This is a genomic window from Cardiobacterium sp. Marseille-Q4385 (assembly GCF_916618745.1).
GTDB lineage: Bacteria > Pseudomonadota > Gammaproteobacteria > Cardiobacteriales > Cardiobacteriaceae > Cardiobacterium.
Genome location: NZ_OU745373.1, coordinates 1,009,198 through 1,035,841, shown reverse-complemented (window position 1 = coordinate 1,035,841; position 26,644 = coordinate 1,009,198). Strand labels below are relative to the sequence as shown.

The following is a 26,644-nucleotide window of genomic DNA, read 5'->3' as shown; positions in this document are numbered from 1 at the left end:
TTTCCGAATTTTTAAACCTTTGGGCGGATTGAGATGTCAAAAGAGAAATTTACCCGAACCAAGCCGCACGTTAACGTGGGCACAATTGGCCACGTTGACCATGGCAAGACTACGCTGACTGCAGCATTGACCAAAGTTGGTGCGGAGCGCTTTGGTGGTACCTTTAAAGCGTATGACCAAATTGACGGTGCGCCAGAAGAGCGTGCTCGCGGTATTACCATCTCAACTGCGCACGTAGAATACGAGTCACCGAACCGCCACTATGCGCACGTAGACTGCCCAGGGCACGCCGACTACGTTAAAAACATGATTACCGGTGCGGCGCAAATGGATGGTGCTATTTTGGTGTGTTCCGCTGCTGATGGTCCTATGCCGCAAACGCGTGAACACATTCTGCTGTCCCGTCAAGTAGGTGTTCCTTACATCGTTGTTTATCTGAACAAGGCTGACATGGTTGATGATGCCGAGTTGCTGGAACTGGTGGAAATGGAAGTGCGTGATTTGCTAAGCGAATACGACTTCCCGGGCGATGACACCCCGATTATTATCGGTTCAGCCTTGAAGGCGCTGGAAGGTGATCAATCCGATATTGGAGTTCCTTCCATTATCAAGCTGGTAGACGCGTTGGATAGCTACATACCCGAGCCGCAACGTGATATCGACAAACCGTTCCTGATGCCGATCGAAGACGTATTCTCTATTTCTGGTCGTGGCACAGTTGTAACCGGACGTATTGAACGTGGTGTTATCAAAGTTGGCGAAGAAATCGAAATAGTCGGTATTCGTCCAACGGCAAAGACCACCTGTACCGGTGTTGAAATGTTCCGCAAGTTGCTGGACCAAGGTGAAGCAGGTGATAACGTAGGCGTATTGCTGCGTGGCACCAAGCGCGAAGAAGTTGAGCGTGGCCAAGTGTTGGCTAAGCCGGGTACAATTACTCCACACACCAAGTTTGAGGCGGAAGTATATATTCTGTCTAAAGATGAAGGTGGACGTCATACCCCATTCTTCAAAGGCTATCGTCCGCAGTTTTACTTCCGCACTACGGATGTAACCGGTGAATGTGTTCTTCCTGAAGGTGTGGAAATGGTCATGCCAGGTGATAACATCAAGATGAACGTACACTTAATTTCACCGATTGCGATGGATGAAGGGTTGCGATTCGCGATTCGTGAAGGTGGCCGTACAGTAGGTGCGGGTGTTGTCTCTAAAATTGTTGAGTAAAGAATATAAAGATCAACGTATCTTGCAAGAACTTAAAGGGTGGTGCGTAATCACCACCTTTTTTAACTATATAGATAGGCGAGTAGCTCAATTGGCAGAGTTGCGGTTTCCAAAACCGTCGGTTGGGGGTTCGAGTCCCTCCTCGCCTGCCATTTTTAAGAGGGAAGGTAATGCAACAAGGTTCAGTAGAACAACAGAAAAAGCCTCTTGATTCTTTTTTTACGGCACTAGCCGTAATTTTATTTTTGGGTGGCTTTTATTGTGCAGGTTCCAATAGTTCCTTTTTTGCCGGGTTGTCCGGCTATTCCCGTTTTGGTATTGCAATAGTCTCCCTCCTTGTATCAGCCATGGCCTTATGGCCAACCAGTCATCGTTATTATTTGTTGGCGCTGTTTCGAGGCGCACGAATAGAAATGCGAAAAGTACGGTGGCCAACTAAAGAAGAGGCTACTAAAAGCACTTTAGTGGTTTTGGCCTTGGTTGCCTTATTTGCCATTGTCCTCAGTATCTTTGATTGGATCTTGGTGAAAATAGTTGAGGCTCTGCTCTGATGTCCATGCAATGGTATGTGTTACAAACGTATTCTCAGTTTGAACAGCAAGTTAAGCGTGCTTTAGAAGAGCGCATTGAACGTGAGGAATTGCAAGAATATTTTGGTCGTATTCTGATCCCTTCAGAGGAAGTGGTTGAAATTAAGGATGGGAAAAAACGCAGTTCGCAACGCAAATTTTTTCCTAACTACGTATTGGTAGAAATGGAAATGAATGATGTGACATGGCATGTCGTGCGTAGTATTCCTCGTGTTTCAGGTTTCGTGGGTGGAACGGCAGAGAAGCCTGCGCCTATTTCACAGCATGAGGCTACTGCTATTCTGCAGCGTATTGAGGAAGGCGTTGAAAAACCTCGTCCAAAAACATTGTTTGAGATTGGTGAAGAGGTCCGCATTGTAGAAGGGCCGTTTGCCGAGTTTACTGGCACAGTTGAAGAAGTTATGTATGAAAAAAGCAGACTGAAAGTTTCTGTGCTTATCTTTGGTCGCCCTACGCCGGTAGAACTTGAGTTCCATCAGGTGGAGAAAGGGCTATAAATTAGGGGAGCCGTGAGGCGTTATACCCATCTGGAGTAGTATATGGCAAAAAAAATTACTGGCTATATCAAGCTGCAAATTGCAGCAGGTAAAGCAAATCCAAGCCCGCCGGTTGGCCCAGCATTAGGTCAGCATGGTGTTAATATTATGGAATTCTGCAAGGCATTTAATGCAGAAACTCAGAGTATGGAGGCCGGGATGCCTGTTCCGGTCGTAATTACGGTTTATAGTGATCGTAGTTTTACTTTTATTACAAAAACTCCACCAGCAGCCTATTTGCTGAAAAAAGCAGCTGGAATCAAATCTGGCAGTGGACGTCCAAATACAGAGAAAGTAGGCAAGATTACTCTTGCTCAACTGGAAGAAATAGTCAAGATTAAACAGCCTGATCTAACCGCTGCTGATTTGCAGGCAGGAATTAATACTATTGCTGGCAGTGCTCGTTCTATGGGCTTAAAGGTAGAGGATTAAATAATGGCTAAATTAAGTAAACGTGTTCAGGCTCTCCGTAGTGCAGTAGAAAATGGAAAAGTCTATTCGGTAATGGATGCCTTGGCCTTGTTGAAATCAGTTCCTGCTGCTAAGTTCGTTGAGTCGGTAGATGTGGCGATAAATTTGGGTATTGATCCACGTAAGTCTGACCAAGTGGTACGTGGCGCCGCGGTATTGCCGAACGGGACGGGCAAGTCCGTACGTGTTGCAGTATTTGCGCAAGGTGCAGCTGCTGAGGCTGCTCAAGCAGCGGGAGCAGATTTGGTTGGCATGGAAGAATTGGCAGATGAAATCAAAAATGGTCGTAGTGACTTTGATGTCGTCATTGCTGAACCAGCGGCTATGCGAGTTGTTGGACAATTGGGGCAGGTGCTTGGTCCGCGTGGTTTGATGCCAAACCCTAAAGTAGGTACTGTTACCCCAGATGTCAAAACTGCAGTGGAAAATGCCAAGGCAGGCCAAGTTCGTTTCCGTGCGGATAAGGGTGGTGTAGTACACGCCATGATAGGAAAAATAAGCTTCAACGAACAGCAATTAGCTGAAAATTTATACGCTTTAGTTTCTGAGATTAATAAATTGCGTCCTGCAGCAGCTAAGGGAGTTTATTTGAGAAAAGCTTTCTTATCCACTACCATGGGGCCAGGGATTATTATAGATGTTACGTCGCTTAGTGGGGCGGCATAAGATAGATTTTGGGATAGCTGCATGGCAGCTATTGTCAAAGACTGCAGGTGTTTGTTAAAACTTAATTTCCTGCATAGATGGTAGGCTATTTCAGCTATCTGAAGGCTATACCAAGGTCCACCGATTCTATCGGTGGTTTTTAGGGTAACCCGATCCGACTTAAGGAGTATGGAATGGGCTTGAATTTAACCAGCAAAAAAGTCGTTGTTGCTGAGATTAGCGAGATTGCTAGCAAAGCACACGCACTGGTTGCGACGGAATATCATGGTTTGACTGTTGAACACATGACGCAACTACATGCCCGTGCACGCACTACAGGTGTTTATTTGCGGGTGGTTAAAAATACCCTGGCCAGAAGGGCTCTAGCTGAAACTGATTTTGCTTGCACGCAAGAACATTTGGTTGGCCCGCTGGTTTTGGCATTCTCAATGGAGGATCCCGGTGCTGCGGCGCGTCTGTGGCGCGACTTCTTTAAGGAAAATGATAAACTTGATAAGAAAATGGTCAAATTTGTCAGTCTCTCCAACGAGTTGTTGCCGGGAAGTGAACTGGAGCGGTTGGCAAAATTGCCAACCAAAGAAGAAGCGTTGGCGCTACTTATGGTATGTATGCGTGCGCCGCTTGATAAATTTGCGCGTACTCTCAACGAGATTCCGGGTAAATTGGTTCGCACCATCGAAGCTATTCGCCAAAATAAAGCCGCTTAAGAGCTTTGGGTATTGTTTAACTTTTATCTGATTTAATAATTTTTGGAGTTGTCATATGGCTATCGCTAAAGAAGATATCCTCAATGCTATTGCTGAAATGTCCGTGATGGATATCGTTGACTTGATTTCTGCAATGGAAGAAAAATTCGGTGTTACAGCAGCCGCAGCTGTTGCGGCAGCCCCGGTTGCTGCAGGTCCCGTTGCTGCTGCAGAAGAACAAACCGAATTTGATGTTGTTCTTACTGATGCCGGTGCTAATAAAGTTGCCGTCATTAAGGTTGTCCGTACTGTTACTGGTCTTGGTCTCAAAGAAGCCAAAGAAGCAGTTGACGGCGCGCCTTCCACTTTGAAAGAAGGTGTCGCTAAAGAAGAAGCCGAAAAAATTAAAGCTGAACTTGAAGCTGCTGGTGCTAAAGCCGAGCTCAAGTAAGCGCTTTTGTATTTTTTTGAAAAGTACTGGTGTTTTTGCATCAGTACTTTTTGTTGTCTTCGAAAGTTGATACAACTGGAAATGCTATTTAATTTGGCGTTTATTGTTGCATGAGCTTTCTAAATTTTTTCTGCGCTTTGCGCATCTTCTAGCCGTCCGAGGTTAATGCCGCTATGACTTATACGTTCACCGAGAAAAAACGCATCCGCAAAAATTTCAGCAAACATCCTACCGTATTGGATACACCTTATTTGTTGGCAATGCAATTGGATTCGTATCATGATTTTTTGCAAAAAAATATACCAGCGAACAAGCGTGAGGATGTAGGTCTACATGAAGCGTTTTCTTCTATTTTCCCTATCGTCAGCCATAATGGACTCATTGAGTTGCAATACGTAGGTTATGACTTGGGTAAACCCGAATTCGATGTGCGAGAATGTCAACTGCGAGGCGTTACTTATTCCTCGCCTTTGCGTGTACGTATGCGGGTAGCTATCTATGACAAACCCGATCCTGATAAGCGAAAATTAAGACAAGTTATTGAATCTGAACCTGTTTTTATGGGCGAAATGCCTTTAATGACCGACAATGGCACTTTTGTAATAAATGGAACTGAGCGGGTAATAGTCTCGCAATTACATCGATCTCCTGGGGTCTTTTTTGACCACGACAAAGGTGTAGGGCATAGTTCCGGGAAATTGCTCTTTTCCGCGCGGGTCATTCCTTATCGTGGTTCTTGGCTAGATTTTGAGTTTGATGCTAAGGACTTACTCTATTGTCGTATTGACCGTCGTCGTAAGCTGCCAGTTACAGTACTGTTGCACGCGCTTGGATATAGTAATGCTGATATTTTGAGTGAATTTTTTGAAACGCAAAGTTTCAAAATCACCAGAGGCAAATTGGAAATGAAATTCCAACCATCCCAATTTAAAGGCGAGGCAGTTGCTTTTGATATTATGGCGGATGGTGAAGTGTTAGTTGAAGCAGGTAAACGGATTACTTCGCGTCATGTTCGTCAGCTAGAAGATAAAAATGTCACTAGCCAAGTTGTGCCAATGGATTTTGTTGTTGGTAAAATTCTTGCTAAGGATTTGATTGATAAACAAAGTGGAGAATTAATTTTACAAGCCAATACAATTTTGACTGAAGAACATTTGGTGAAATTTGTTGAATTGGGGGTAAAGTCTTTTGAAACCTTATACGTCAATGAGCTAGATCGTGGCGCCTATATTGCTGATACGCTGCGAATAGATGAAAGCACTGATCAAGATAATGCGCGTGCCGAAATTTACCGTATGATGCGTCCGGGTGAACCGCCGACAAAAGATGCTGCAGATACTCTGTTTGATAACTTATTTTTCAACGAAGAACGCTATGACTTGTCGCGTGTTGGCCGAATGAAATTTAATCGTCGGCTTGGTATCGCCGAAGATACAGGTAGTGGTGTATTGTCACGAGAAGATGTTATCCGTGTACTGAAAACCCTAATTGCTATTAAGGACGGCGATGGAACGGTTGATGATATTGATCATCTGGGTAATCGTCGTATCCGCTGTGTTGGTGAAATGGCCGCAAATGCTTTCCGTATAGGCTTGGTACGTTTGGAACGTTCTATTAAAGAACGTCTCAGTCAAGTAGAATCTGAGCAACTGACTCCTAAAGATCTAATCAACCAGAAACCAGTCTCTGCAGCAATTAAAGAATTTTTTGGTTCTTCTCAGTTGTCGCAGTTTATGGATCAAAATAATCCGTTGTCTGAAGTTACTCATAAGAGACGTATTTCTGCCCTTGGCCCGGGAGGGCTAACCCGTGAACGAGCGGGATTTGAGGTGCGAGATGTGCATCCTACGCACTATGGACGTCTCTGTCCGATTGAGACGCCAGAAGGTCCGAACATTGGACTGATCAATTCGCTTGCAGTTTATGCAAAAACCAATGAATACGGCTTTCTCGAAACACCCTACCGCAAAGTTGTCGATGGGAAAGTAACGATGGAGACTGAATATCTGTCGGCGATTGAAGAGTCAAAGTATGTGATTGCGCAGGCGAATGCGGCGCTTAATGAAGACTGCTCTTTCCGCGATGAACTGGTTTCCGCTCGTTATCAAAATGAGTTCATGTTGTCCCGTGCCGACCGCATTGACTACATGGATGTTTCGCCGAAGCAAATCGTTTCTGTGGCTGCTTCACTCATTCCTTTTCTTGAGCATGATGATGCGAACCGTGCCTTGATGGGGTCGAATATGCAGCGTCAGGCAGTACCGACATTGCGTGCTGATAAACCGCTAGTTGGTACCGGTATGGAGCGGGTTGTGGCTAGTGATTCTGGGGTATTGGTAAGAGCGGAGCGTGGCGGTGTTATTGATTCGGTCGATTCCTCGCGGATTGTAGTTAAGGTCAATGACGATGAAGTGCAGCCAGGAGGCTTGGGTGTTGATATTTACAACCTAACCAAATATACACGTTCCAATCAGAACACCTGTATTAACCAAAAGCCGCAAGTTAAGCCGGGCGATGTAATCGCACGGGGAGATGTGTTGGCCGATGGGCCGTCTACCGATATGGGGGAGTTGGCGCTAGGACAAAATATGCTGATCGCCTTCATGCCTTGGAACGGTTACAACTTTGAAGATTCCATCTTGATTTCCGAACGGGTAGTACAAGAAGACCGTTTTACTACTATCCACATAGAAGAGCTGACTTGTGTGGCACGAGATACCAAACTTGGCTCGGAAGAAATCAGTAGCGATATTCCAAACGTGAAAGAAAGTGCGCTGGCCAAATTAGATAGTACCGGTATTGTACATATCGGAGCAGAAGTCAGGGCTGGCGATATCCTTGTTGGTAAAGTGACGCCCAAGGGAGAGCGTTCGCAGTCGCCAGAGGAAAAGCTATTGCGCGCGATTTTTGGCGAGAAAGCATCCGATGTGAAAGATAGCTCATTACGTGTCCCCGCCGGTATGGATGGCACAGTCGTAGATGTGCGCGTGTATACTCGCGATGGAGTTGAGAAAGATACGCGTGCCAAAGAAATCGAGGCAATGGAAATCGCCAGTATTGCGAAAAATATAAAAGACCAGCTGCGGGTATTCGAAAATGACATCTATGAACGAGTTGCCCGCTTGTTGCTCGGACAAGCAGTGAAAAAAGCACCAAAGCGTAAAGCGGGTGATCTTGTGGATCAGGTATTGTTGGATGAATTGAAGCCGGAACAATGGTTTGACCTACGTCTGCAAGATGGTGACATCAGTGAGCAGCTCGATGGAATGCATCAGTTGCTGCTCGATAAACGTCGTGAACTGCAGGATTACTATGAAGAGAAGAAGGCCAAATTCTCGCAAGGTGACGACCTCGCTCCTGGCGTATTGAAAATGGTCAAAGTATATCTTGCTGTCAAACGGCGCCTACAACCAGGTGATAAAATGGCGGGACGCCACGGTAATAAAGGCGTGGTCTCACGTATTGTGCCTGTGGAAGATATGCCTTACATGGACGATGGCACGCCGGTTGATATTTGTCTTAACCCGCTTGGCGTACCGTCGCGAATGAATATTGGCCAGGTATTGGAAACCCACTTGGGCTGGGCTGCTCGCGGTATTGGCTTACGTATCGGTGAAATGCTGGATCAGAAAGGCAAATCTACCAAGCCTTTGCGCGCCTATCTGAATGAAGTCTATAACCATGACGGTCAACGCGAATCACTGGATTCGTTGAGTGATGCAGATTTTATTGCGCTTTGTCAAAATCTGCGTGCAGGTGTCCCGATGGCGACGCCAGTCTTTGATGGAGCGAAAGAGACGGAAGTGCAGAAGATGCTTGAATTGGCAGGTCTGCCAAAAACCGGACAAACTCGTCTCTATGATGGTCGCACTGGTGAGCCTTTTGACCGTGAAGTTACCGTTGGTTACATGTACATGCTCAAATTAAATCACTTGGTCGATGATAAGATGCATGCGCGCTCAACTGGCCCGTATTCACTGGTCACGCAACAACCGCTCGGTGGACGAGCTCAGTTTGGTGGACAGCGCTTTGGAGAAATGGAAGTGTGGGCACTAGAGGCCTATGGTGCTGCTTATACCTTGCAGGAAATGCTGACGGTGAAATCGGATGATGTCGAAGGGCGCACCAAAATGTACAAAAATATCGTGGATGGCAATCTACAAATTGATCCGGGCATGCCGGAATCGTTCAATGTACTCACCAAGGAAATTAAAGCTCTTGCCATCAATATTGATTTGGAACAGGAATAAACAACGCAGGCAGGTTTTATCATGAAAGAACTCATTAATATGTTTAAACCACAGGACGGTGTGGATGATTTTGATCGTATCCGCATCGGCCTGGCCTCGCCCGATATGATTCGTTCGTGGTCGTTTGGTGAAGTCAAAAAACCCGAAACGATCAACTATCGAACCTTCAAGCCGGAACGTGACGGCTTGTTCTGCGCCAAGATTTTTGGGCCGATTAAGGACTATGAATGCCTGTGTGGTAAATACAAACGACTTAAACACCGTGGTGTGGTCTGTGAGAAATGCGGGGTAGAAGTTACCAAAGCCAGTGTACGTCGTGAACGCATGGGGCATATTGAACTGGCTACGCCGGTAGCCCACATTTGGTTTTTGAAATCTCTGCCATCCCGCATTGGTTTATTGCTGGATCTAACCCTGCGTGAAATCGAGCGGGTGCTGTATTTCGAATCTTTTATCGTACTTGATCCGGGTATGACCCCACTGGAAAAGAACCAGTTACTCAACGAAGAAGCCTATCTGCAAGCAGTAGAAGAATACGGCCACGAATTCAAGGCTATGATGGGGGCAGAAGCTATTCAGGAAATTCTGCGTACTACCGATTGGCGCGAGGTATTACAAAATCTGAAAGAGGAGTTGGAACAAACCTCTTCGGAGACCAAGAAAAAACGGCTGGTCAAACGGATTAACCTAATTGATGCCTTTGTGCCTGATCCTGATGACCCAAATAAAGTCGCGAGCAAACCGGAATGGCTGATTCTCAACGTATTGCCGGTATTACCACCGGATTTGCGTCCGCTAGTGCCGTTGGATTCTGGTCGCTTTGCCACATCCGATTTGAATGATCTTTATCGTCGAGTCATTAATCGCAACAACCGATTGAAACGTCTGTTGGAGTTGTTTGCGCCTGATATTATCGTACGCAACGAAAAACGGATGTTGCAGGAGGCGGTAGATTCCTTATTGGATAACGGTCGACGGGGACGTACTGTTACCGGTTCCAATAAACGGCCACTGAAATCGCTGGCGGACATGATTAAGGGTAAGCAGGGACGCTTCCGTCAGAACCTTCTTGGTAAGCGGGTAGATTATTCTGGTCGATCGGTGATTGTTGTTGGCCCGACCTTGCGTCTGCATCAATGTGGTCTACCCAAACGAATGGCTTTGGAGTTATTCAAGCCGTTTATCTTTCAGCAATTGATCGAAAAAGAGCAGGCACCGACCATTAAGGCGGCAAAATTGATGGTGGAACGTGACGAGCCGGAAGTTTGGGACGCGCTGGAATACGTTATCCGCGAACATCCAGTTATGCTCAACCGTGCTCCGACACTGCACCGTCTGGGAATCCAGGCTTTTGAACCCATTTTAATTGAAGGTAAGGCTATCCAATTACACCCGTTGGTCTGTGCTGCATTCAATGCTGACTTTGACGGTGACCAAATGGCCGTGCATGTTCCTCTTTCGCTTGAGGCCCAACTGGAAGCACGCGCCCTGATGATGAGCTCAAATAATATCCTATCCCCCTCGAATGGCGAGCCGATCATTGTGCCGTCTCAAGACGTGGTCTTGGGGCTGTATTACATGACTCGTGAGCGTATCAATGCAAAAGGTGAGGGGATGCGTTTTGCGGACATCAAAGAAGTTGAGCGTGCCTATCAAGCGGATGAAGTGCATCTACAAGCGAAAATAGAAGTACGTCTTGACTTATATGAAGGTGACAAAAAACACTTCCGCCGTATTCAAACAACTGTTGGTCGTGCATTGCTCTCACAAATTTTGCCGGAAGGGCTGTCTTTTGATTTGATTAACAAGTCAATGAATAAGAAAGCCATTTCTGCACTGATTAACCAGTGTTATCGTCAGTTGGGGCAAAAAGAAACCGTTATTCTCGCCGATCAGTTGATGTACACAGGATATCGTTATGCGACCTATTCAGGCGCCTCTATCGGTATTGTTGATATGGTTGTTCCGGAATCAAAAACCGAAATTCTGCACACTTCAGAAACAGAGGTGAAGGAAATCGAAGAGCAATATGCTTCCGGTTTGCTTACCCAAGGCGAGAAATATAATAAAGTCATTGATATTTGGTCGCGTGCTAACGAGAAGCTGGCCAAAGCAATGATGGATAACTTGCGGCAAGAAGATGTTGTCAACCGTGAAGGCGAGACAGTCAAGCAGGAATCCTTCAACTCCGTCTATATGATGGCTGATTCAGGCGCTCGGGGTTCCGCAGCGCAAATTCGTCAGTTAGCGGGGATGCGAGGGCTGATGGCAAAACCGGATGGTTCCATCATTGAGACGCCGATTACCGCCAACTTTCGTGAAGGTCTAAATGTTTTGCAATATTTCATCTCTACTCACGGTGCGCGTAAAGGTCTAGCGGATACGGCGTTGAAAACGGCGAATTCCGGCTACCTGACCCGTCGTCTCGTTGACGTCTCACAAGATGTGGTAGTTAATGAAGAAGATTGCGGAACGACTCGCGGTTTCGAAATCCAGGCTGTAGTTGAGGGTGGCGATGTAGTTGAGCGCCTGAGTGATCGTGTTCTTGGTCGAGTTCTAGCTGAACCGGTTGCTGATCAAAATGGTAAAATTGTGCTGGATGCAGGAACCCTGCTTGAAGAAAAAGAAATTACTATTTTGGAAAAAGCCGGTGTGGATCGGGTTGTGGTGCGTTCTGTCATCACCTGTGAATCACGTTATGGTGTTTGTGCGCAATGTTACGGACGCGATTTGGCGCGCGGCCATCGAGTCAATGTTGGTGAAGCAGTAGGTGTTATTGCTGCTCAATCCATTGGTGAGCCGGGAACTCAGCTGACCATGCGTACCTTCCATATTGGTGGTGCAGCGTCCAGTGCGGCAGCAGTTGGTTCTGTCGAAGCTAAAACCAATGGTACGGTACGGCTTGCCAATATCAAAACGGTAACCAATAAGGACGGGAAGCTGGTGGCGGTATCGCGATCCAGTGAACTGTCGGTCATAGACCTGAACGGGCATGAACGTGAGCGTTACAAATTGCCATACGGCGCGATGCTCAACGTTGAAAATGGTAATGAAGTGAAGCAAGGCCAACTGCTTGCCAGCTGGGATCCTCATACCCATCCGATTATCGCGGAAGTCAGCGGACGCATCGCTTTTCATGATTTTGAAGATGGTGTCACCGTGCAGGAATCCTCTGATGCCGATACCGGCCTGACAGTGCGTACCATCATGGATAATGCGCTGCGCTCGACTTCAGCTAAAGATAAGCGACCGCTGATTCAACTATTGGATGACAACGGACGGCCGGTAAAGCAAGCAGGTTCTGATATCCCGGTTAACTACTTTTTACCGGGCGGCGCAATTGTACATTTGGATGATGGTGCTAAAGTTGAAGTGGGTGACGTGTTAGCACGGATGCCGCAAGCATCCGGTAAAACAGCAGATATTACCGGCGGTCTGCCACGTGTCGCTGATCTGTTTGAAGCACGTAAACCAAAAGAACCAGCTATTCTTGCGGAGAAGACCGGTACAGTATCTTTTGGTAAAGAGACGAAAGGTAAACAGCGTCTGATTATCAATGCAGAAGAAAGCGGCGAGATGATCGAAATCCTGATTCCTAAATGGCGTCGCTTGAACGTTTTTGAAGGTGAACAAGTCAAACAAGGGGATGTACTTGCCGATGGCGAGTTGACTCCGCATGACATTCTGCGCTTGCGTGGTGTGGCTGAATTGGCTGCCCATATTGTGCGTGAAATTCAGAACGTTTATCGCCTGCAAGGGGTGAAAATTAACGACAAGCATATTGAAGTTATCGTACGGCAGATGTTGCGCAAAGTCGTCGTACTTGATGCAGGTGAGTCGCGGTTGATCGTTGGTGAACAAGTTGATTTACAGCGCGTGTTGAGTGAGAACGATCGATTGCAAGCGCAAGGTAAATTGCCTGTGCGATACGAGCCGGTGCTAATGGGGATTACTAAAGCATCGCTTGCGACGGAATCCTTCGTCTCAGCCGCATCATTCCAGGAAACCACCCGCGTGCTGACTGAGGCTGCGGTACTGGGCAGTTTTGACGAACTGCGTGGTTTAAAAGAAAACGTTATTGTCGGACGCTTGATTCCGGCGGGGACCGGCTTGGCTTATCATCAGCAACGCCGCATCAATCGCGCGGAAGAACAGGCATTATTTGATATGGTTAAAGACAATAACGAAGAGAAACGGTCGGAAAAAATTGTGGTGACTGAAGCAGAAATGCCAGTCGACGGTAGTGAAAGCGCCGAGTAAGCCACCACATAGGCCTACATTGCAGTTAAAAGTGAAAAAACCGCAATGCTTGACAAAGCCGATAGTAAGAGCATACCATGCGCCACCTTTGGCCTAGAGGCGCTAATTTATTGACTTTATAAAAGTTTGGAGAACTTTATTCATGGCAACAGTTAACCAGCTCGTACGTAGTCCGCGTACGCGTCAGAAAGAGAAAAATAATGTTCCTGCCTTGCAGGGCTGTCCGCAAAAACGCGGAGTATGCACTCGTGTGTATACGACAACGCCGAAGAAACCAAATTCTGCTATGCGCAAAGTCGCGCGTACGCGTTTGACTAATAAATACGAAGTAACTGCTTATATTGGTGGTGAAGGGCACAACCTACAAGAGCACTCTTTGGTGCTGATTCGTGGTGGACGGGTAAAAGATCTACCAGGTGTGCGTTATCACATTGTGCGCGGTGCCTTGGATACTGCGGGCGTTAAAGACCGCAAGCAAGGTCGTTCAAAGTATGGCGCAAAGCGCCCTAAATCTTAATTTAGTAAGGAAATACCAATGTCAAGAAGAGTACGTGCACCGGTCCGTAAAATTTTGCCCGACCCCAAGTTTGGAAACGTTGTTGTGGCAAAATTTATCAATATTCTCATGGTTAGCGGCAAGAAGTCCGTTGCGGAAAAAGTGGTTTATGAAGCGCTGGCGGCAGCTGCAGAAAAGAAACAATTGCAGCCAGTGGAAGTGTTGGAAGAGGCTTTGGAAAAAGTTCGCCCTGCTGTAGAAGTGAAGTCACGACGTGTTGGTGGTGCCACCTATCAAGTGCCAGTGGAAGTCCGTCCAGTACGGCAGAATGCATTGGCTATGCGTTGGCTTATTGATGCTGCGCGTAATCGGAATGAAAAATCCATGTCGCAGCGCTTAGCAGCGGAATTTTTGGATGCACTAGAAGAGCGTGGTGCCGCTGTGAAAAAACGTGATGATATGCACCGTATGGCAGAAGCAAATAAAGCATTTGCTCACTTCCGCTGGTAAGCGTGAAAATCCTCGAAAGGAGTTAATACAAATATTATGGCACGCAAAACACAAATTAATAGATATCGCAACCTTGGCATCATGGCTCATATTGATGCAGGTAAGACCACAACTACAGAACGTATTCTTTACTATACCGGTATGTCACATAAGTTGGGCGAGGTGCATGAAGGCGCTGCAACTATGGACTGGATGGAGCAGGAGCAGGAGCGAGGTATTACTATAACTTCTGCTGCAACAACTTGCTTTTGGAAAGGTATGGCTAAGCAGTTTGATGAGCATCGCATCAATATTATTGATACTCCGGGACACGTTGATTTTACAATTGAAGTAGAGCGTTCCCTGCGGGTCTTGGATGGTGCCTGTTTGGTATTATGTGCTGTTGGTGGTGTTCAACCCCAAACTGAGACTGTATGGCGCCAAGCAAATAAATACAAGGTACCACGAATCGCTTATGTCAATAAGATGGATCGCACAGGGGCAGATTTTCTTCGTGTTGTCAAACAGATGAAAGAACGTCTGAATACGACGCCTATTCCTTTGCAATTGCCTGTAGGGGCGGAAGAGAACTTTAAAGGCGTTGTTGATCTCATTAAGATGAAAGAAATTATCTGGAATGAAGGTGACAAAGGCATGACCTTTGTATATGCAGAAATTCCAGCTGATTTGCAAGCCGCTTGTGAAGAACAGCGTGAAATATTAGTGGAGGCTGCGGCAGAAGCTAATGAAGATTTGATGGAAAAATATCTTAGCGGCGAAGTTCTAAGCGAAGAAGAAATTATTGCTGGTTTGCGCCATCGTACGATCAATAATGAAATTGTTCCAGTTGTTTGTGGTTCATCGTTCAAGAATAAAGGTGTGCAGGCAATGCTGGATAAAGTGATTGAACTATTACCTAGCCCGATAGACATTGATGCCATTCAAGGCATTAACCCTACTACTGATGCGGTAGATAGCAGAGCAGCCGATGACGATGCACCATTCGCCGCATTAGCATTCAAAATTGCCACAGATCCCTTTGTTGGTACGCTGACGTTTGTCCGGTGCTATTCAGGTATTTTGGAAGCTGGTACAACAGTATTGAACCCAGTTAAAGATAAACGCGAACGCATTGGACGTATTGTGCAGATGCACGCCAATTCGCGTGAAGAAATTAAGGAGGTCTATGCGGGTGATATTGCAGCTTGTGTTGGCCTGAAAGAGGTTGTTACTGGCGAAACACTTTGTGACGTTAATCATCCTATTATTTTGGAGCGCATGGAATTTCCTGAGCCGGTTATTGCTGTCGCAGTAGAACCAAAAACCAAGTCTGACCAAGAAAAGATGGGGATGGCATTGGGCAAACTATCCCAAGAAGACCCCTCTTTCCGTGTACACACTGATGAAGAAACAGGTCAAACTATTATTTCTGGTATGGGCGAGCTGCATTTGGAAATTATTGTGGACCGAATGAAGCGCGAGTTCAAAGTAGAGGCCAATGTTGGTGCCCCGCAAGTGGCTTACCGTGAGGCGCTGCGTGAAGCGGTTGAACAAGAAGGTAAATTTGTTCGTCAGTCTGGTGGTCGGGGTCAATATGGGCATGTTTGGTTGAGAATAGAACCACAAGAACCTGGTTTTGGTTATGAATTTGTTAATGCCATTGTTGGTGGTGTTGTGCCTAAAGAGTATATTCCTGCGGTTGATAAGGGCATACAAGAACAAATGCAAAATGGTGTTTTAGCAGGTTACCCCGTGGTAGATGTGAAAGTTACCTTGTTTGATGGCTCTTACCATGAAGTGGATTCATCAGAAATGGCATTCAAACTGGCGGGTTCGGAAGGTTTTAAATTGGGAGCTCGTAAAGCGAAGCCAGCGCTGCTGGAGCCAATGATGAAGGTGGAGGTGTCAACACCTGAAGAATATATGGGTGATGTTATTGGGGATCTCAATAGTCGCCGTGGCCTTATTCAAGGTATGGATGACGAAGCGACAGGTAAGATTGTCCGTGCACAAGTTCCTTTGGCGAGAATGTTTGGTTATGCTACTTCGCTGCGCTCGTTGACTCAAGGTCGTGCAAGTTATTCTATGGAGTTTGATTGCTACAGCGAAGCGCCTAGTAACGTTGTTGACGAAGTTATAAAAAGTAGATCTTAGTTTTATTGGAGTGAAATATGTCAAAAGAGAAATTTACCCGAACCAAGCCGCACGTTAACGTGGGCACAATTGGCCACGTTGACCATGGCAAGACTACGCTGACTGCAGCATTGACCAAAGTTGGTGCGGAGCGCTTCGGTGGTACCTTTAAAGCGTATGACCAAATTGACGGTGCACCAGAAGAGCGTGCTCGTGGTATTACCATCTCAACTGCGCACGTAGAATACGAGTCACCGAGCCGCCACTATGCGCACGTAGACTGCCCAGGGCACGCCGACTACGTTAAAAACATGATTACCGGTGCGGCGCAAATGGATGGTGCTATTTTGGTGTGTTCCGCTGCTGATGGTCCTATGCCGCAAACGCGTGAACACATTCTGCTGTCCCGTCAAGTAGGTGTTCCTTACATCGTTGTTTATCTGAACAAGGCTGACATGGTTGATGATGCCGAGTTGCTGGAACTGGTGGAAATGGAAGTGCGTGATTTGCTAAGCGAATACGACTTCCCGGGCGATGACACCCCGATTATTATCGGTTCAGCCTTGAAGGCGCTGGAAGGTGATCAATCCGATATTGGAGTTCCTTCCATTATCAAGCTGGTAGACGCGTTGGATAGCTACATACCCGAGCCGCAACGTGATATCGACAAACCGTTCCTGATGCCGATCGAAGACGTATTCTCTATTTCTGGTCGTGGCACAGTTGTAACCGGACGTATTGAACGTGGTGTTATCAAAGTTGGCGAAGAAATCGAAATAGTCGGTATTCGTCCAACGGCAAAGACCACCTGTACCGGTGTTGAAATGTTCCGCAAGTTGCTGGACCAAGGTGAAGCAGGTGATAACGTAGGCGTATTGCTGCGTGGCACCAAGCGCGAAGAAGTTGAGCGTGGCCAAGTGTTGGCTAAGCCGGGTACAATTACTCCACACACCAAGTTTGAGGCGGAAGTATATATTCTGTCTAAAGATGAAGGTGGACGTCATACCCCATTCTTCAAAGGCTATCGTCCGCAGTTTTACTTCCGCACTACGGATGTAACCGGTGAATGTGTTCTTCCTGAAGGTGTGGAAATGGTCATGCCAGGTGATAACATCAAGATGAACGTACACTTAATTTCACCGATTGCGATGGATGAAGGGTTGCGATTCGCGATTCGTGAAGGTGGCCGTACAGTAGGTGCGGGTGTTGTCTCTAAAATTGTTGAGTAAAGAACATGGCAAATACTCAAAAAATTCGTATCCGCTTAAAATCTTACGATCATCGTCTTATTGATGCGTCTGCAAAGCAAATTGTGGAGACAGCTAAGCGTGCAGGTGCTCAAGTGCGTGGACCAGTGCCCCTACCTATCAAGAAGGAAATTTATACTATACTAATTTCTCCACATGTGAATAAGGATGCGCGTGATCAGTACGAAATGCGTACCCATAAACGCGTTATGGACATAATCGATCCAACAGATAAAACGGTAGATGCGTTGATGAAGCTTGATTTAGCAGCAGGTGTTGACGTGAAAATAGAATTGCAGTAAAATTTCGCGCCTTTCTAAACTAAGGCGAAGAGGGTTTCCCGCCCTCCTCTCGCCTTTTTTATTTAACAAATGAGGAAATTTTATGAAAATGGGTTTAGTGGGTCAAAAGTTAGGAATGACCCGCATCTTTCATGATGATGGGACCGCTGTTGCAGTCACGGTTATCGAAGTGAAGCCAAATGTGATTTCGCAGATAAAGTTGCAAGCTACTGATGGCTATGATGCTGTGCAAGTGTCTATAGGTGAAAAGAAAAAGAGTCGCTTGACAAAAGGTGTCGCAGGACACTTCGTAAAAGCGAATATTAGCTCAGGCTTTTTAACAAAAGAGTTTCGTCTCGCGGAGGGTGAGGTTTCTCGCTATTCTGTTGGTGATGCGTTTGGTGTCGCGCTTTTTTCAGAGGGGCAAAAAGTTGATGTCAGGGGAAGAAGTGTTGGTAAAGGATTTGCAGGGACAATTAAGCGGCATCATTTTAGTGGGCAAAGAAAAACTCACGGTAATTCATTGTCTCATCGCGTGCCAGGTTCTATAGGGCAAAATCAAACTCCAGGTAGGGTCTTTAAGGGCAAGAAAATGTCAGGACATCTTGGTAATGTGATGCGTAGTGTCCAGAATCTTGAGATCATCCGAATTGATGGTGAGCATAATCTACTTTTGATCAAAGGTGCTGTTCCTGGAGCCAAAGGTGGGTATATTGTTATTCGTCCATCAGTCAAATCGTAAAGGGTAACAACCGTGAATATTAATTTTAAAGATGATTCAGGGAACGTATCAGTAAGTGATGATGTTTTTGATGTTGCATTTAATGAGCCTTTAGTGCACCAGGTTGTCATCAGTTATTTGGCAAGTGGACGTATGGGTACTAAGGCTCAGAAAACACGTTCAGAGGTTTCTGGTGGCGGTAGAAAGCCGTGGAAACAAAAAGGATCTGGGCGTGCGCGTGCGGGAACCATTCGTTCTCCTCTTTGGAGGGGGGGTGGGGTGGCTTTTGCTGCAAAACCGCGTGCCTTTACAAAGAAGGTGAATAGAAAAATGTATCGTAGTGCTTTGTGCGGCATTTTTTCTGAGCTTCTCCGGCAGAAACGCCTGCATGTTGTAGAGGATTTCAAAATTACTTCGCTTAAAACTAAAGATTTTATTAGCAATATGGATATGCTTGGATTGAAGAATAGTTTTTTGATAATAACAGACTCTTTAAACGAGCATTTGTTCCTTGCTTCACGCAATATTCCTGGTATTGGGGTTATTGATGTTGAGGGATTGACGCCAGTCTCGTTGCTTCAGTATGAAGAAATTATCGCGGACAAGATGGCGATTGAAAAAATAAATGGATGGTTGTCATGAAACAAGAAAGAATTTTACAAATTATTCGCGGCCCCGTTGTAACCGAAAAGTCCTCTTCGACCATAAGAGACAAGCAGATTGTTTTTAGAGTGGCTTGTGACGCAAATAAAGAAGATATAAAAACGGCGGTAGAGCAGTTATTGGATGTAAAAGTTGTCGCTGTTAATACGGTTAATCTAAAGGGTAAGTTAAAACGCTTTGGTCAGCGCCAGGGTTATCGTAAGTCCTTTAAAAAAGCATATATAAGTTTGAGCAGAGATGTTGATATGGAAGCATTATTGTCTGAGCAGCAGGCCTGAGGAGCTATATAATGTCTATTGTTAGAAAAAAGCCGACTTCCCCCGGTGTTCGTTTTGTGGTAGAAGTGAGTCGCCCAATGCTTCATAAAGGCCAACCTTATGCAGCATTAATTGAAAAGAAGAATTCTACAGGTGGTCGTAATAATACTGGCCGGATTACTACGCGCCACCAAGGTGGAGGGCACGCACAAAAGTATCGTCGTATTGATTTTGAACGGCGCAAAGACGGTGTTAATGCCATCGTTGAACGCTTAGAGTATGATCCTAATCGGTCGGCGCATATCGCACTGGTCTGCTATGCAGATGGTGAGCGGCGCTATATCATTGCCCCACGAGGGCTAAAAAATAATGATGTTATTAGGAATGGAGACGATGCTCCTATTAAATTAGGTAATTGTTTACCTATCCGTAACATTCCCATAGGTTCTACCGTTCATTGTGTAGAATTAAAACCTGGAAAAGGTGCTCAATTGGCTCGTAGCGCTGGCTGTTCAGTTCAAATTGTTGCCCGTGATGGTAAATATGCGACCATTAAATTAAGGTCGGGTGAGCGTCGCAAAATATTGAGTGATTGTCGCGCGACAATTGGTGAAGTTGGCAATCAAGAACATAGTTTGCGTGCATTGGGAAAAGCTGGCGCGAAACGCTGGCGTGGTGTTCGCCCAACGGTGCGGGGTGTCGTAATGAATCCAGTGGATCATCCACATGGTGGTGGTGAAGGCCGAACATCCGGTGGTCGGCATCCAGTATCTCCATGGGGTATTCCTACTAAAGGGTATAAGACTCGGAAAAATAAGCGTACCGATAAAATGATTGTTCAGCGCCGAAATAATAAGAGAGGTTAATATGCCGCGTTCTTTAAAGAAAGGTTTTTTTATTGATTTACATTTAGTGAAGAAAATTAAATTGGCGATGGAAAGCAACAGTAAAAAACCCATAAAAACTTGGTCACGTCGTTCTATGGTTGTGCCAGATATGATAGGGTTAACAATCGCTGTGTATAATGGTAAGCAACATATTCCAGTTTTAATAAGTGAAGATATGGTTGGGCATAAGCTGGGCGAGTTTGCACCTACTCGAAATTATCGTGGACATGCTGCAGATAAAAAAGGCCGCTAAATAACAGGAGCAATATTATGCAATCAACTGCTAAATTAAGAGCTGTAAGGATATCTGCTCAGAAGACTAGACTGGTCGCAGATCAAATTCGGGGAAAGCATATAGAAGATGCTATAAAAATTCTGACCTTTAGCAATAAAAAAGCAGCAGGTATTATTTTGAAGCTGTTAAATGCTGCAATTGCTAATGCAGAGAATAATGAAGGGGCCGATATTGATGAGCTGTATGTTGCTGAGATTCAGGTTGGTGAAGGAATTACCATGAAGCGTTTTGCTGCTCGCGCTAAGGGACGTGGAAATCGCATATTTAAACGCACTAGTAATCTTGTTATTCGCGTTCAGGAACGCTAAATTGGAGTTTGGATTATGGGTCAAAAAGTACATCCTATTGGTTTTCGGCTAGGGGTATCGAGAGATTGGGCTTCTAAATGGTATGCAGAGGGTAAAGATTACGCTAATTTTATAGAGAAAGATTTTGTAATAAGGGAATTTATTCGTAAAAAACTAGCGCATGCTTCTGTCAGCCAAATTCAAATTGAGCGTCCACGTAATGGAGCGCAGATTACCATTTTTACGGCTCGTCCAGGTATTGTAATCGGCCGTAAAGGTGAAGATATTGAGGTATTGAAGCAAGAAATTAGCCTAATTATGGGTGTACCTACTTCAGTGAATATAGAGGAGATTAGGCGGCCAGAATTGGATGCGTTTCTTGTTGCTGACGGAATAGCAAAGCAACTAGAGCGTCGAGTTATGTTTCGTAGAGCAATGAAGCGTTCGGTTGCCTCTACAATGCGACTAGGTGCAGCAGGTATAAAAATAAGTATATCGGGAAGATTGAATGGTGCCGAAATAGCCAGAACAGAGTGGTATAGAGAAGGACGGGTGCCTCTTCATACTTTGCGTGCAGACATTGATTATGGTTTTGCAGAAGCCCATACTACTTATGGGGTTATTGGTGTAAAAGTCTGGATATTTAGGGGCGAGAATCTAGAGGGCTTGGATTTGCAGGCGGATACTGTCACTGATTCTCCGGAGGAACGTAAGTCGCGCCGCAATAATAAGACTCGCGCAGCTAGAAAGAAGGATTAAAGGTGAAAGATAATGTTACAGCCTAAACGTACAAAATTTAGAAAGCAACATAAAGGCCGGAATAGAGGGCTAGCTCAATCTGGCAATATGGTTAGTTTTGGTGAATATGGCCTAAAAGCTACTACGCGCGGAAGAATTACGGCACGTCAAATAGAAGCGGCACGCCGAGCTATTAATCGCCATGTTAAGCGAGGTGGAAAAATGTGGATTCGTATTTTTCCTGATGTTCCTGTCACTAACAAACCTCTAGAGACTAGACAAGGGAAAGGTAAAGGGAATGTTGAATATTGGGTAGCAAAAGTTCAGCCTGGGACGGTGATGTATGAACTTGAGGGAGTGACAGAGGATTTGGCGCGTGAAGCTTTCCGCTTGGCGGCTGCTAAACTTCCGGTGGGAACAACGTTTGAGACGCGTAAGGTGATGTAATGTTAAGTCTATTGCGAGGTAAAGATACTGCTGGTTTGCGTGAGGAGCTAATTGTACTGCGACAAATGCAACTGAAATTGATTATGCAGAAGGCCAGCTCCAATCTAGATAAGCAGCATCAGATTCGTCAAGTAAGACGCAATATTGCGCGCGTTAAAACCTTATTAAGGCAGCATAACGTTAAGGTATAGTTATGAGTAATAGAGATAATATACAGCATATTTTTCAGGGAATAGTGACCTCAAATAAGACAGATAAGTCTGCAACAGTGAATATAGTTCGCTATGAGCGACATCCAGTATATGGGAAATATATTAAACGCACTTTAAAATGTCATATTCATGACGAGAATAACGAGTGTAATGAAGGTGATGTAGTGCGAATCGTGCAAAATAAACCAATATCAAAGACTAAGACTTGGAAATTGGTTGATATTGTAGAACATGCACGAGATTGATGGAGGTTGAATTATGATTCAGATGCAATCAAGTTTAACAGTTGCGGATAATAGCGGTGCACGAGAGTTGCAGTGTATTAAAGTATTGGGTGGATCGCATCGTCGTTATGCTGGAATAGGAGATGTTATAAAAGTCTCTGTTAAAGAGGCTTTGCCGCGTTCCCGTGTTAAGAAAGGTGACGTGTATAATGCTCTTATTGTTCGCACAAAAAAAGGGGTGCGACGCAGAGACGGTTCAGTATTGCGATTTGATAGCAATGCGGCAGTGTTACTAAATAATAAGTTAGAGCCTATTGGTACTCGTGTTTTTGGACCAATTGCACGCGAGCTTCGTGGTGAAAAATTTATGAAAATAATATCACTCGCTCCAGAAGTATTGTAAAGGAGAAGTATAGTGAAACGTATACGTACAGGTGATGAAGTCATCGTTATCTCGGGTAAGTCGGAGAATAAAGGTAGGCGTGGCAGGGTAACTTCTGTCTGTGAAGAGTATGTCACTGTTGAGGGAGTGAATTTTATTTCGAAGCATGTTAAGCCTAATCGACAGCTACAGACTGAAGGAAATATAGTAAGAAAAGAAGCCCCTATACATATCTCAAATGTTATGATTTTTAATCCAGAAACTAACAGAGGAGATCGTGTTGGCTTTAAGATAGAGGAAGGAAAAAAATTCCGTATCTATAAATCTACTGGTTTAAGAATTGATTGAGGTTCAATATGACAAGATTATATGAAAAATATAAGAATGAGCTTGTTTCGCAATTGCAATCTAAGTTAAAGATAAGAAATATAATGGAAGTGCCGAAGTTAACTAAGATAACTATAAATATGGGTGTTGGTGATGCGGTAAATGATAAAAAAATAATGGATAGTGCAGTTCGTGATTTGTCCTTGATTGCTGGGCAAAAAGCTCTTATTACCAAATCTAGAAAATCAATAGCGGGCTTTAAGATTAGAGATGGATGGCCTATTGGTTGTAAGGTTACATTGCGCAGAGAGCAAATGTATGAATTCTTGGATAAGTTGATTAATATTTCTTTACCTAGAACGCGTGATTTTCGGGGCCTAAGCGCCAAATCATTTGATGGTAGAGGTAATTATAGTTTTGGAGTGCGGGAACATATAATTTTTCCGGAAATAGATTTTGAGAAAACGGAAGGTGTTCGTGGTATGGACATTACCTTTACCACAACTGCAAAAAGTGATACTGATGCAAAGGCATTGTTGGAATCTTTTGGATTTCCTTTTAGGAGTTGAGTAAGATAATGGCTAAGAAAAGCATGATAAATCGAGAGTCCAAACGCATTAGACTTGTGCAGAAGTTTGCGGCTAAGCGTAAAGAACTTAAAGACATTGTTCGTAAAATTGATTTTTATTCCGATGAGGAACGCTTGCTAGCACAGGAAAAGCTACAGAGGCTTCCTAGGGACGCTTCACCAGCAAGGATTCAGCGTCGCTGCAGAATTACAGGACGTCCACATGCGGTTTATCGTAGATTTGGTCTTTCGCGAAATAAATTGCGTGAATTGGCGATGCGAGGAGAAATTCCAGGTATCAAGAAGTCGAGTTGGTAATTTATTTTTTTATTTCTTTTAATTTAAGTTCAAGACATTCGAGATAATGTCCGATACTGATGAGGTATATATGTTAACAGATCCAATTGCAGACATGCTTACACGTATTCGTAACGCGCAGCGCATAGGGCGCTCCGTTGTGAGTATGCCAGCATCAAAACAGAAGATAGCGATAGCTACAGTCCTACAGGAAGAAGGGTATATTCAATCCTTCTTCGTAAGAGAAGATATAAAAAGCGAATTAGTAATCACCTTAAAATATTATCAGGGTAGACCTGTTATAGATTTTATTAAGCGTGTAAGCCGTCCGGGACTTCGTTTTTTTAGAAATAAGGAATCTCTTCCATTGGTGCGCGGTGGCTTAGGGATAGCGATTATTTCAACTTCACAAGGAGTAATGAGTGATTCGAAAGCCCGCCGGAAAGGGATAGGCGGCGAAATTATTTGCTATGTAGCTTAATATATTTTAAGGAGTAAGAAAATGTCACGCGTGGGAAAACAGCCGATATCTATACCTAGGGGGGTTGATGTTTCAATTACTGATCAGACAGTTAGTGTCAAAGGGGACAAGGGGTCTTTGACTTTAGAGTTGCATCCTTATATTAAGGTTAAGCAAGAAAATGGAGTTCTTTATTTGTCACCTCTCTGCCAAGAAGGGGCGTATTGGGCCATGTGTGGAACGATGCGCGCATTAGTCCATAATATGGTTATTGGCGTTACTGTTGGATTTGAGAAGCGCTTGCAGCTGATCGGCGTAGGTTATCGTGCCCAAGCTCAGGGGCAGAAGCTTAGTCTTTCATTAGGATTCTCTCATCCCATTGAATTTTCTGTTCCGCCAGGTATTATTGTTGAAACGCCAAGCCAGTCAGAAATTATCGTTAAAGGTAGTGATAAACAGCAAGTTGGTGAAGTGGCGGCAAAAATACGTGCTTATCGTCCACCAGAGCCCTATAAAGGCAAAGGCGTTCGTTACGCAGAGGAAAGAATTTTAATGAAAGAAGCTAAGAAGAAATAATTTAGGGAGATAACAATGAATGTAAAAAAGATCAATCGTATGCGGCGTGCCAAGCGGTCGCGTTTAAATATTCGGGAAGCTGGAAAACTTAGCTTGGTTGTTCACAAGACACCTAAGCATATGTATGCGCAAATTATTAGTGCAGATGGCTCTAGAGTTTTGGTGGATGCATCTACTCTACAACTAGGAGTTAAGACCGATCTGAAATATACAGGCAATATTGAAGCTGCAGCTAAAGTTGGGAGATTAATTGCACAGAAGGCTAAAGAACTGGGGCTCTGTGATGTGGTTTTTGATCGTAGTGGTTTTCGCTATCATGGGCGAGTTAAAGCGCTTGCGGATGCTGCTCGAGAAATAGGTTTGAATTTTTGATTTAGGAAAGTAACTGATGGCTCAGCAAAAAGATCGTCCTTTGGATAGTGAGTTTTTTGAAAAACTAGTAGCAGTTAATCGTGTAACAAAAGTGGTTAAAGGAGGGAGACAATTTACCTTTACAGCCTTGACAGTTGTCGGTGATGGCAACGGTAGAGTTGGTTACGGCTATGGAAAGGCTAAAGAGGTGCCAATGGCAATTCAAAAAGCAATGGATCAAGCTAAGAAAAATTTGGTTCAAATAATCTTGAATAATGATACATTGCAACACCCTATTGTAGGTGCACATGGCGCTGCTAAAGTATATATGCAACCTGCATCTGCAGGGACAGGAATTATTGCGGGGGGGGCAATGAGAGCTGTCTTTGAAGTGTTAGGGGTTAAAGATGTTTTGGCTAAATGTATTGGAACTCGTAACCCAGGAAATGTTGTGCGCGCAACAATTGCTGGTTTGGAGCGAATGACTACGCCTGGTGAAATTGCAGCCAAGCGAGGAAAGTCTCTTGAAGAGGTGATGGCTAATGTCGGATAAGAAAATAAAGGTTACGTTGATTAAAAGTAAATTTGGGCGATTGCATAATCATCAGCAGTGTTTATCTGCGCTAGGTTTGAGGAAGATTCATCAATCATGCATTGTAGATGATACGCCTTCTAATAGAGGCCTGATTAATAAAATTTCTTATCTCTTAAAAATTGAAGAGGCGTGCTAATGTTTTTAAATAATTTAAAACCGATGGCTGGTTCTCACGTTAAGCGTAAACGTTTAGGACGCGGCGTTGGTTCAGGGCTAGGAAAAACTAGCGGTAAAGGACATAAGGGGCAAAAGGCGAGAGCTGGTGGCTTCCATAAGGTTGGTTTTGAAGGGGGGCAAATGCCCTTGCAGCGACGCTTACCTAAGCGTGGTTTTCGTAGCTTATCTGCACAAAAGATTGCGCAGATTCGAACTTCAGAATTGAAGATATTTTCAGCTTCGGAAACAATAGATTTAGCTATCTTGAAAGCAAATAATCTTGTTCCTATTTTTGCCCTGGGGGCTAAGGTGTTTTTGAGTGGAGATGTTTCCGTTCCTTTGCGGTTGAAAGGAGTTTATGTCACTTCAGGCGCAAAAAAAGCCATAGAAGCTGCGGGTGGTTCCGTTGTTGAGTGACTTT

The 26,644-nt window shown here is 44.8% G+C and carries 34 protein-coding genes and 1 tRNA gene; all 35 read left to right on the top strand.

The genetic code is table 11. From position 1 onward, the window contains the following. The first annotated feature begins 33 nt into the window (after positions 1-33). The 35 genes from tuf (LG374_RS04925) to rplO all read left to right on the top strand — a co-directional run bounded on the left by tuf (LG374_RS04925) (position 34) and on the right by rplO (position 26,640). Entirely contained in the window at positions 34-1,224 is a 1,191-nt protein-coding gene (gene tuf / locus LG374_RS04925) for an elongation factor Tu (RefSeq protein WP_225756649.1), read from the top strand. A gap of 76 nt (positions 1,225-1,300) precedes the next feature. Beyond that, a tRNA-Trp gene (locus tag LG374_RS04920) sits at positions 1,301-1,376 on the top strand. 18 nt (positions 1,377-1,394) lie between these two features. After that, the gene (gene secE / locus LG374_RS04915) at positions 1,395-1,775 is read left to right on the top strand and encodes a preprotein translocase subunit SecE (RefSeq protein WP_225756648.1); all 381 of its coding nucleotides are present in this window, start codon (positions 1,395-1,397) and stop codon (positions 1,773-1,775) included. Next, entirely contained in the window at positions 1,775-2,311 is a 537-nt protein-coding gene (gene nusG, locus LG374_RS04910; protein ID WP_225756647.1) for a transcription termination/antitermination protein NusG, read from the top strand. The genes secE and nusG overlap by 1 nt, the downstream gene beginning before the upstream one ends. Positions 2,312-2,353: 42 nt before the next feature. Continuing rightward, positions 2,354-2,782 (top strand): 50S ribosomal protein L11, encoded by a 429-nt coding sequence (gene rplK / locus LG374_RS04905; RefSeq protein WP_006984592.1) that lies wholly within the window; start codon positions 2,354-2,356, stop codon positions 2,780-2,782. Positions 2,783-2,785: 3 nt separating this feature from the next. Further along, on the top strand, positions 2,786-3,487 hold the full coding sequence (rplA, locus tag LG374_RS04900; protein WP_225756646.1) for a 50S ribosomal protein L1: 702 nt from the start codon (positions 2,786-2,788) through the stop codon (positions 3,485-3,487). 173 nt (positions 3,488-3,660) lie between these two features. Next, a complete protein-coding gene (rplJ, locus tag LG374_RS04895; protein WP_225756645.1) occupies positions 3,661-4,194 on the top strand; it encodes a 50S ribosomal protein L10 in 534 nt (177 codons plus the stop codon). Between the two features lie 55 nt (positions 4,195-4,249). Beyond that, positions 4,250-4,624, top strand: coding sequence for a 50S ribosomal protein L7/L12 (gene rplL, locus LG374_RS04890; protein ID WP_225756644.1), 375 nt, complete (start codon positions 4,250-4,252; stop codon positions 4,622-4,624). A gap of 173 nt (positions 4,625-4,797) precedes the next feature. Then, complete coding sequence (gene rpoB, locus LG374_RS04885; RefSeq protein WP_225756643.1) at positions 4,798-8,874, top strand: DNA-directed RNA polymerase subunit beta; 4,077 nt, start codon at positions 4,798-4,800, stop codon at positions 8,872-8,874. A 21-nt stretch (positions 8,875-8,895) separates the two neighbouring features. Further along, positions 8,896-13,134 (top strand): DNA-directed RNA polymerase subunit beta', encoded by a 4,239-nt coding sequence (gene rpoC / locus LG374_RS04880; RefSeq protein WP_225756642.1) that lies wholly within the window; start codon positions 8,896-8,898, stop codon positions 13,132-13,134. Positions 13,135-13,276: 142 nt separating this feature from the next. Continuing rightward, complete coding sequence (gene rpsL / locus LG374_RS04875) at positions 13,277-13,651, top strand: 30S ribosomal protein S12 (RefSeq protein ID WP_006984585.1); 375 nt, start codon at positions 13,277-13,279, stop codon at positions 13,649-13,651. Positions 13,652-13,669: 18 nt separating this feature from the next. Next, on the top strand, positions 13,670-14,140 hold the full coding sequence (gene rpsG, locus LG374_RS04870; protein WP_006984584.1) for a 30S ribosomal protein S7: 471 nt from the start codon (positions 13,670-13,672) through the stop codon (positions 14,138-14,140). Between the two features lie 36 nt (positions 14,141-14,176). After that, complete coding sequence (gene fusA / locus LG374_RS04865; RefSeq protein ID WP_225756641.1) at positions 14,177-16,273, top strand: elongation factor G; 2,097 nt, start codon at positions 14,177-14,179, stop codon at positions 16,271-16,273. 17 nt (positions 16,274-16,290) lie between these two features. Next, on the top strand, positions 16,291-17,481 hold the full coding sequence (gene tuf, locus LG374_RS04860) for an elongation factor Tu (protein ID WP_225756640.1): 1,191 nt from the start codon (positions 16,291-16,293) through the stop codon (positions 17,479-17,481). Between the two features lie 5 nt (positions 17,482-17,486). Next, positions 17,487-17,801, top strand: a complete 315-nt coding sequence (gene rpsJ, locus LG374_RS04855) for a 30S ribosomal protein S10 (protein WP_225756639.1) — start codon at positions 17,487-17,489, stop codon at positions 17,799-17,801. A gap of 82 nt (positions 17,802-17,883) precedes the next feature. Further along, positions 17,884-18,522, top strand: a complete 639-nt coding sequence (rplC, locus tag LG374_RS04850) for a 50S ribosomal protein L3 (RefSeq protein WP_225756638.1) — start codon at positions 17,884-17,886, stop codon at positions 18,520-18,522. Positions 18,523-18,534: 12 nt separating this feature from the next. Beyond that, the gene (rplD, locus tag LG374_RS04845; RefSeq protein WP_370639307.1) at positions 18,535-19,143 is read left to right on the top strand and encodes a 50S ribosomal protein L4; all 609 of its coding nucleotides are present in this window, start codon (positions 18,535-18,537) and stop codon (positions 19,141-19,143) included. Further along, complete coding sequence (gene rplW / locus LG374_RS04840) at positions 19,140-19,442, top strand: 50S ribosomal protein L23 (RefSeq protein WP_225756637.1); 303 nt, start codon at positions 19,140-19,142, stop codon at positions 19,440-19,442. The genes rplD and rplW overlap by 4 nt, the downstream gene beginning before the upstream one ends. A gap of 11 nt (positions 19,443-19,453) precedes the next feature. After that, entirely contained in the window at positions 19,454-20,287 is an 834-nt protein-coding gene (gene rplB, locus LG374_RS04835; RefSeq protein WP_225756636.1) for a 50S ribosomal protein L2, read from the top strand. Between the two features lies 1 nt (position 20,288). Continuing rightward, positions 20,289-20,561 carry a 30S ribosomal protein S19 gene (gene rpsS / locus LG374_RS04830; protein ID WP_006984577.1) on the top strand — a complete coding sequence of 91 codons (273 nt, stop codon included), beginning with the start codon at positions 20,289-20,291 and terminating at the stop codon, positions 20,559-20,561. A 17-nt stretch (positions 20,562-20,578) separates the two neighbouring features. After that, a complete protein-coding gene (rplV, locus tag LG374_RS04825) occupies positions 20,579-20,911 on the top strand; it encodes a 50S ribosomal protein L22 (RefSeq protein WP_225756635.1) in 333 nt (110 codons plus the stop codon). A gap of 15 nt (positions 20,912-20,926) precedes the next feature. Then, positions 20,927-21,649: a 30S ribosomal protein S3 gene (rpsC, locus tag LG374_RS04820; protein WP_225756634.1), complete on the top strand. Its 723-nt coding sequence runs from the start codon at positions 20,927-20,929 to the stop codon at positions 21,647-21,649. Between the two features lie 12 nt (positions 21,650-21,661). Further along, the gene (gene rplP / locus LG374_RS04815; RefSeq protein ID WP_225756633.1) at positions 21,662-22,075 is read left to right on the top strand and encodes a 50S ribosomal protein L16; all 414 of its coding nucleotides are present in this window, start codon (positions 21,662-21,664) and stop codon (positions 22,073-22,075) included. Then, positions 22,075-22,266, top strand: coding sequence for a 50S ribosomal protein L29 (gene rpmC, locus LG374_RS04810; protein ID WP_225756632.1), 192 nt, complete (start codon positions 22,075-22,077; stop codon positions 22,264-22,266). The genes rplP and rpmC overlap by 1 nt, the downstream gene beginning before the upstream one ends. Positions 22,267-22,268: 2 nt before the next feature. After that, complete coding sequence (gene rpsQ / locus LG374_RS04805; protein ID WP_225756631.1) at positions 22,269-22,532, top strand: 30S ribosomal protein S17; 264 nt, start codon at positions 22,269-22,271, stop codon at positions 22,530-22,532. Between the two features lie 13 nt (positions 22,533-22,545). After that, positions 22,546-22,914 carry a 50S ribosomal protein L14 gene (rplN, locus tag LG374_RS04800; RefSeq protein WP_225756630.1) on the top strand — a complete coding sequence of 123 codons (369 nt, stop codon included), beginning with the start codon at positions 22,546-22,548 and terminating at the stop codon, positions 22,912-22,914. A gap of 12 nt (positions 22,915-22,926) precedes the next feature. Continuing rightward, positions 22,927-23,241, top strand: coding sequence for a 50S ribosomal protein L24 (gene rplX, locus LG374_RS04795; protein WP_370639306.1), 315 nt, complete (start codon positions 22,927-22,929; stop codon positions 23,239-23,241). 8 nt (positions 23,242-23,249) lie between these two features. Further along, positions 23,250-23,789, top strand: a complete 540-nt coding sequence (gene rplE, locus LG374_RS04790; RefSeq protein ID WP_225756629.1) for a 50S ribosomal protein L5 — start codon at positions 23,250-23,252, stop codon at positions 23,787-23,789. Positions 23,790-23,797: 8 nt separating this feature from the next. After that, positions 23,798-24,106 carry a 30S ribosomal protein S14 gene (rpsN, locus tag LG374_RS04785; RefSeq protein ID WP_225756628.1) on the top strand — a complete coding sequence of 103 codons (309 nt, stop codon included), beginning with the start codon at positions 23,798-23,800 and terminating at the stop codon, positions 24,104-24,106. Positions 24,107-24,176: 70 nt separating this feature from the next. Beyond that, positions 24,177-24,566: a 30S ribosomal protein S8 gene (gene rpsH, locus LG374_RS04780; protein ID WP_225758001.1), complete on the top strand. Its 390-nt coding sequence runs from the start codon at positions 24,177-24,179 to the stop codon at positions 24,564-24,566. Between the two features lie 21 nt (positions 24,567-24,587). Continuing rightward, a complete protein-coding gene (gene rplF / locus LG374_RS04775) occupies positions 24,588-25,121 on the top strand; it encodes a 50S ribosomal protein L6 (RefSeq protein WP_225756627.1) in 534 nt (177 codons plus the stop codon). A 15-nt stretch (positions 25,122-25,136) separates the two neighbouring features. Continuing rightward, a complete protein-coding gene (gene rplR / locus LG374_RS04770) occupies positions 25,137-25,493 on the top strand; it encodes a 50S ribosomal protein L18 (RefSeq protein ID WP_225756626.1) in 357 nt (118 codons plus the stop codon). Between the two features lie 16 nt (positions 25,494-25,509). Further along, the gene (gene rpsE / locus LG374_RS04765; protein ID WP_225756625.1) at positions 25,510-26,025 is read left to right on the top strand and encodes a 30S ribosomal protein S5; all 516 of its coding nucleotides are present in this window, start codon (positions 25,510-25,512) and stop codon (positions 26,023-26,025) included. After that, positions 26,015-26,203: a 50S ribosomal protein L30 gene (gene rpmD, locus LG374_RS04760; RefSeq protein ID WP_225756624.1), complete on the top strand. Its 189-nt coding sequence runs from the start codon at positions 26,015-26,017 to the stop codon at positions 26,201-26,203. Before rpsE ends, rpmD begins: the two co-directional genes overlap by 11 nt. Beyond that, complete coding sequence (rplO, locus tag LG374_RS04755) at positions 26,203-26,640, top strand: 50S ribosomal protein L15 (RefSeq protein ID WP_225756623.1); 438 nt, start codon at positions 26,203-26,205, stop codon at positions 26,638-26,640. Before rpmD ends, rplO begins: the two co-directional genes overlap by 1 nt. Positions 26,641-26,644 lie beyond the last annotated feature (4 nt).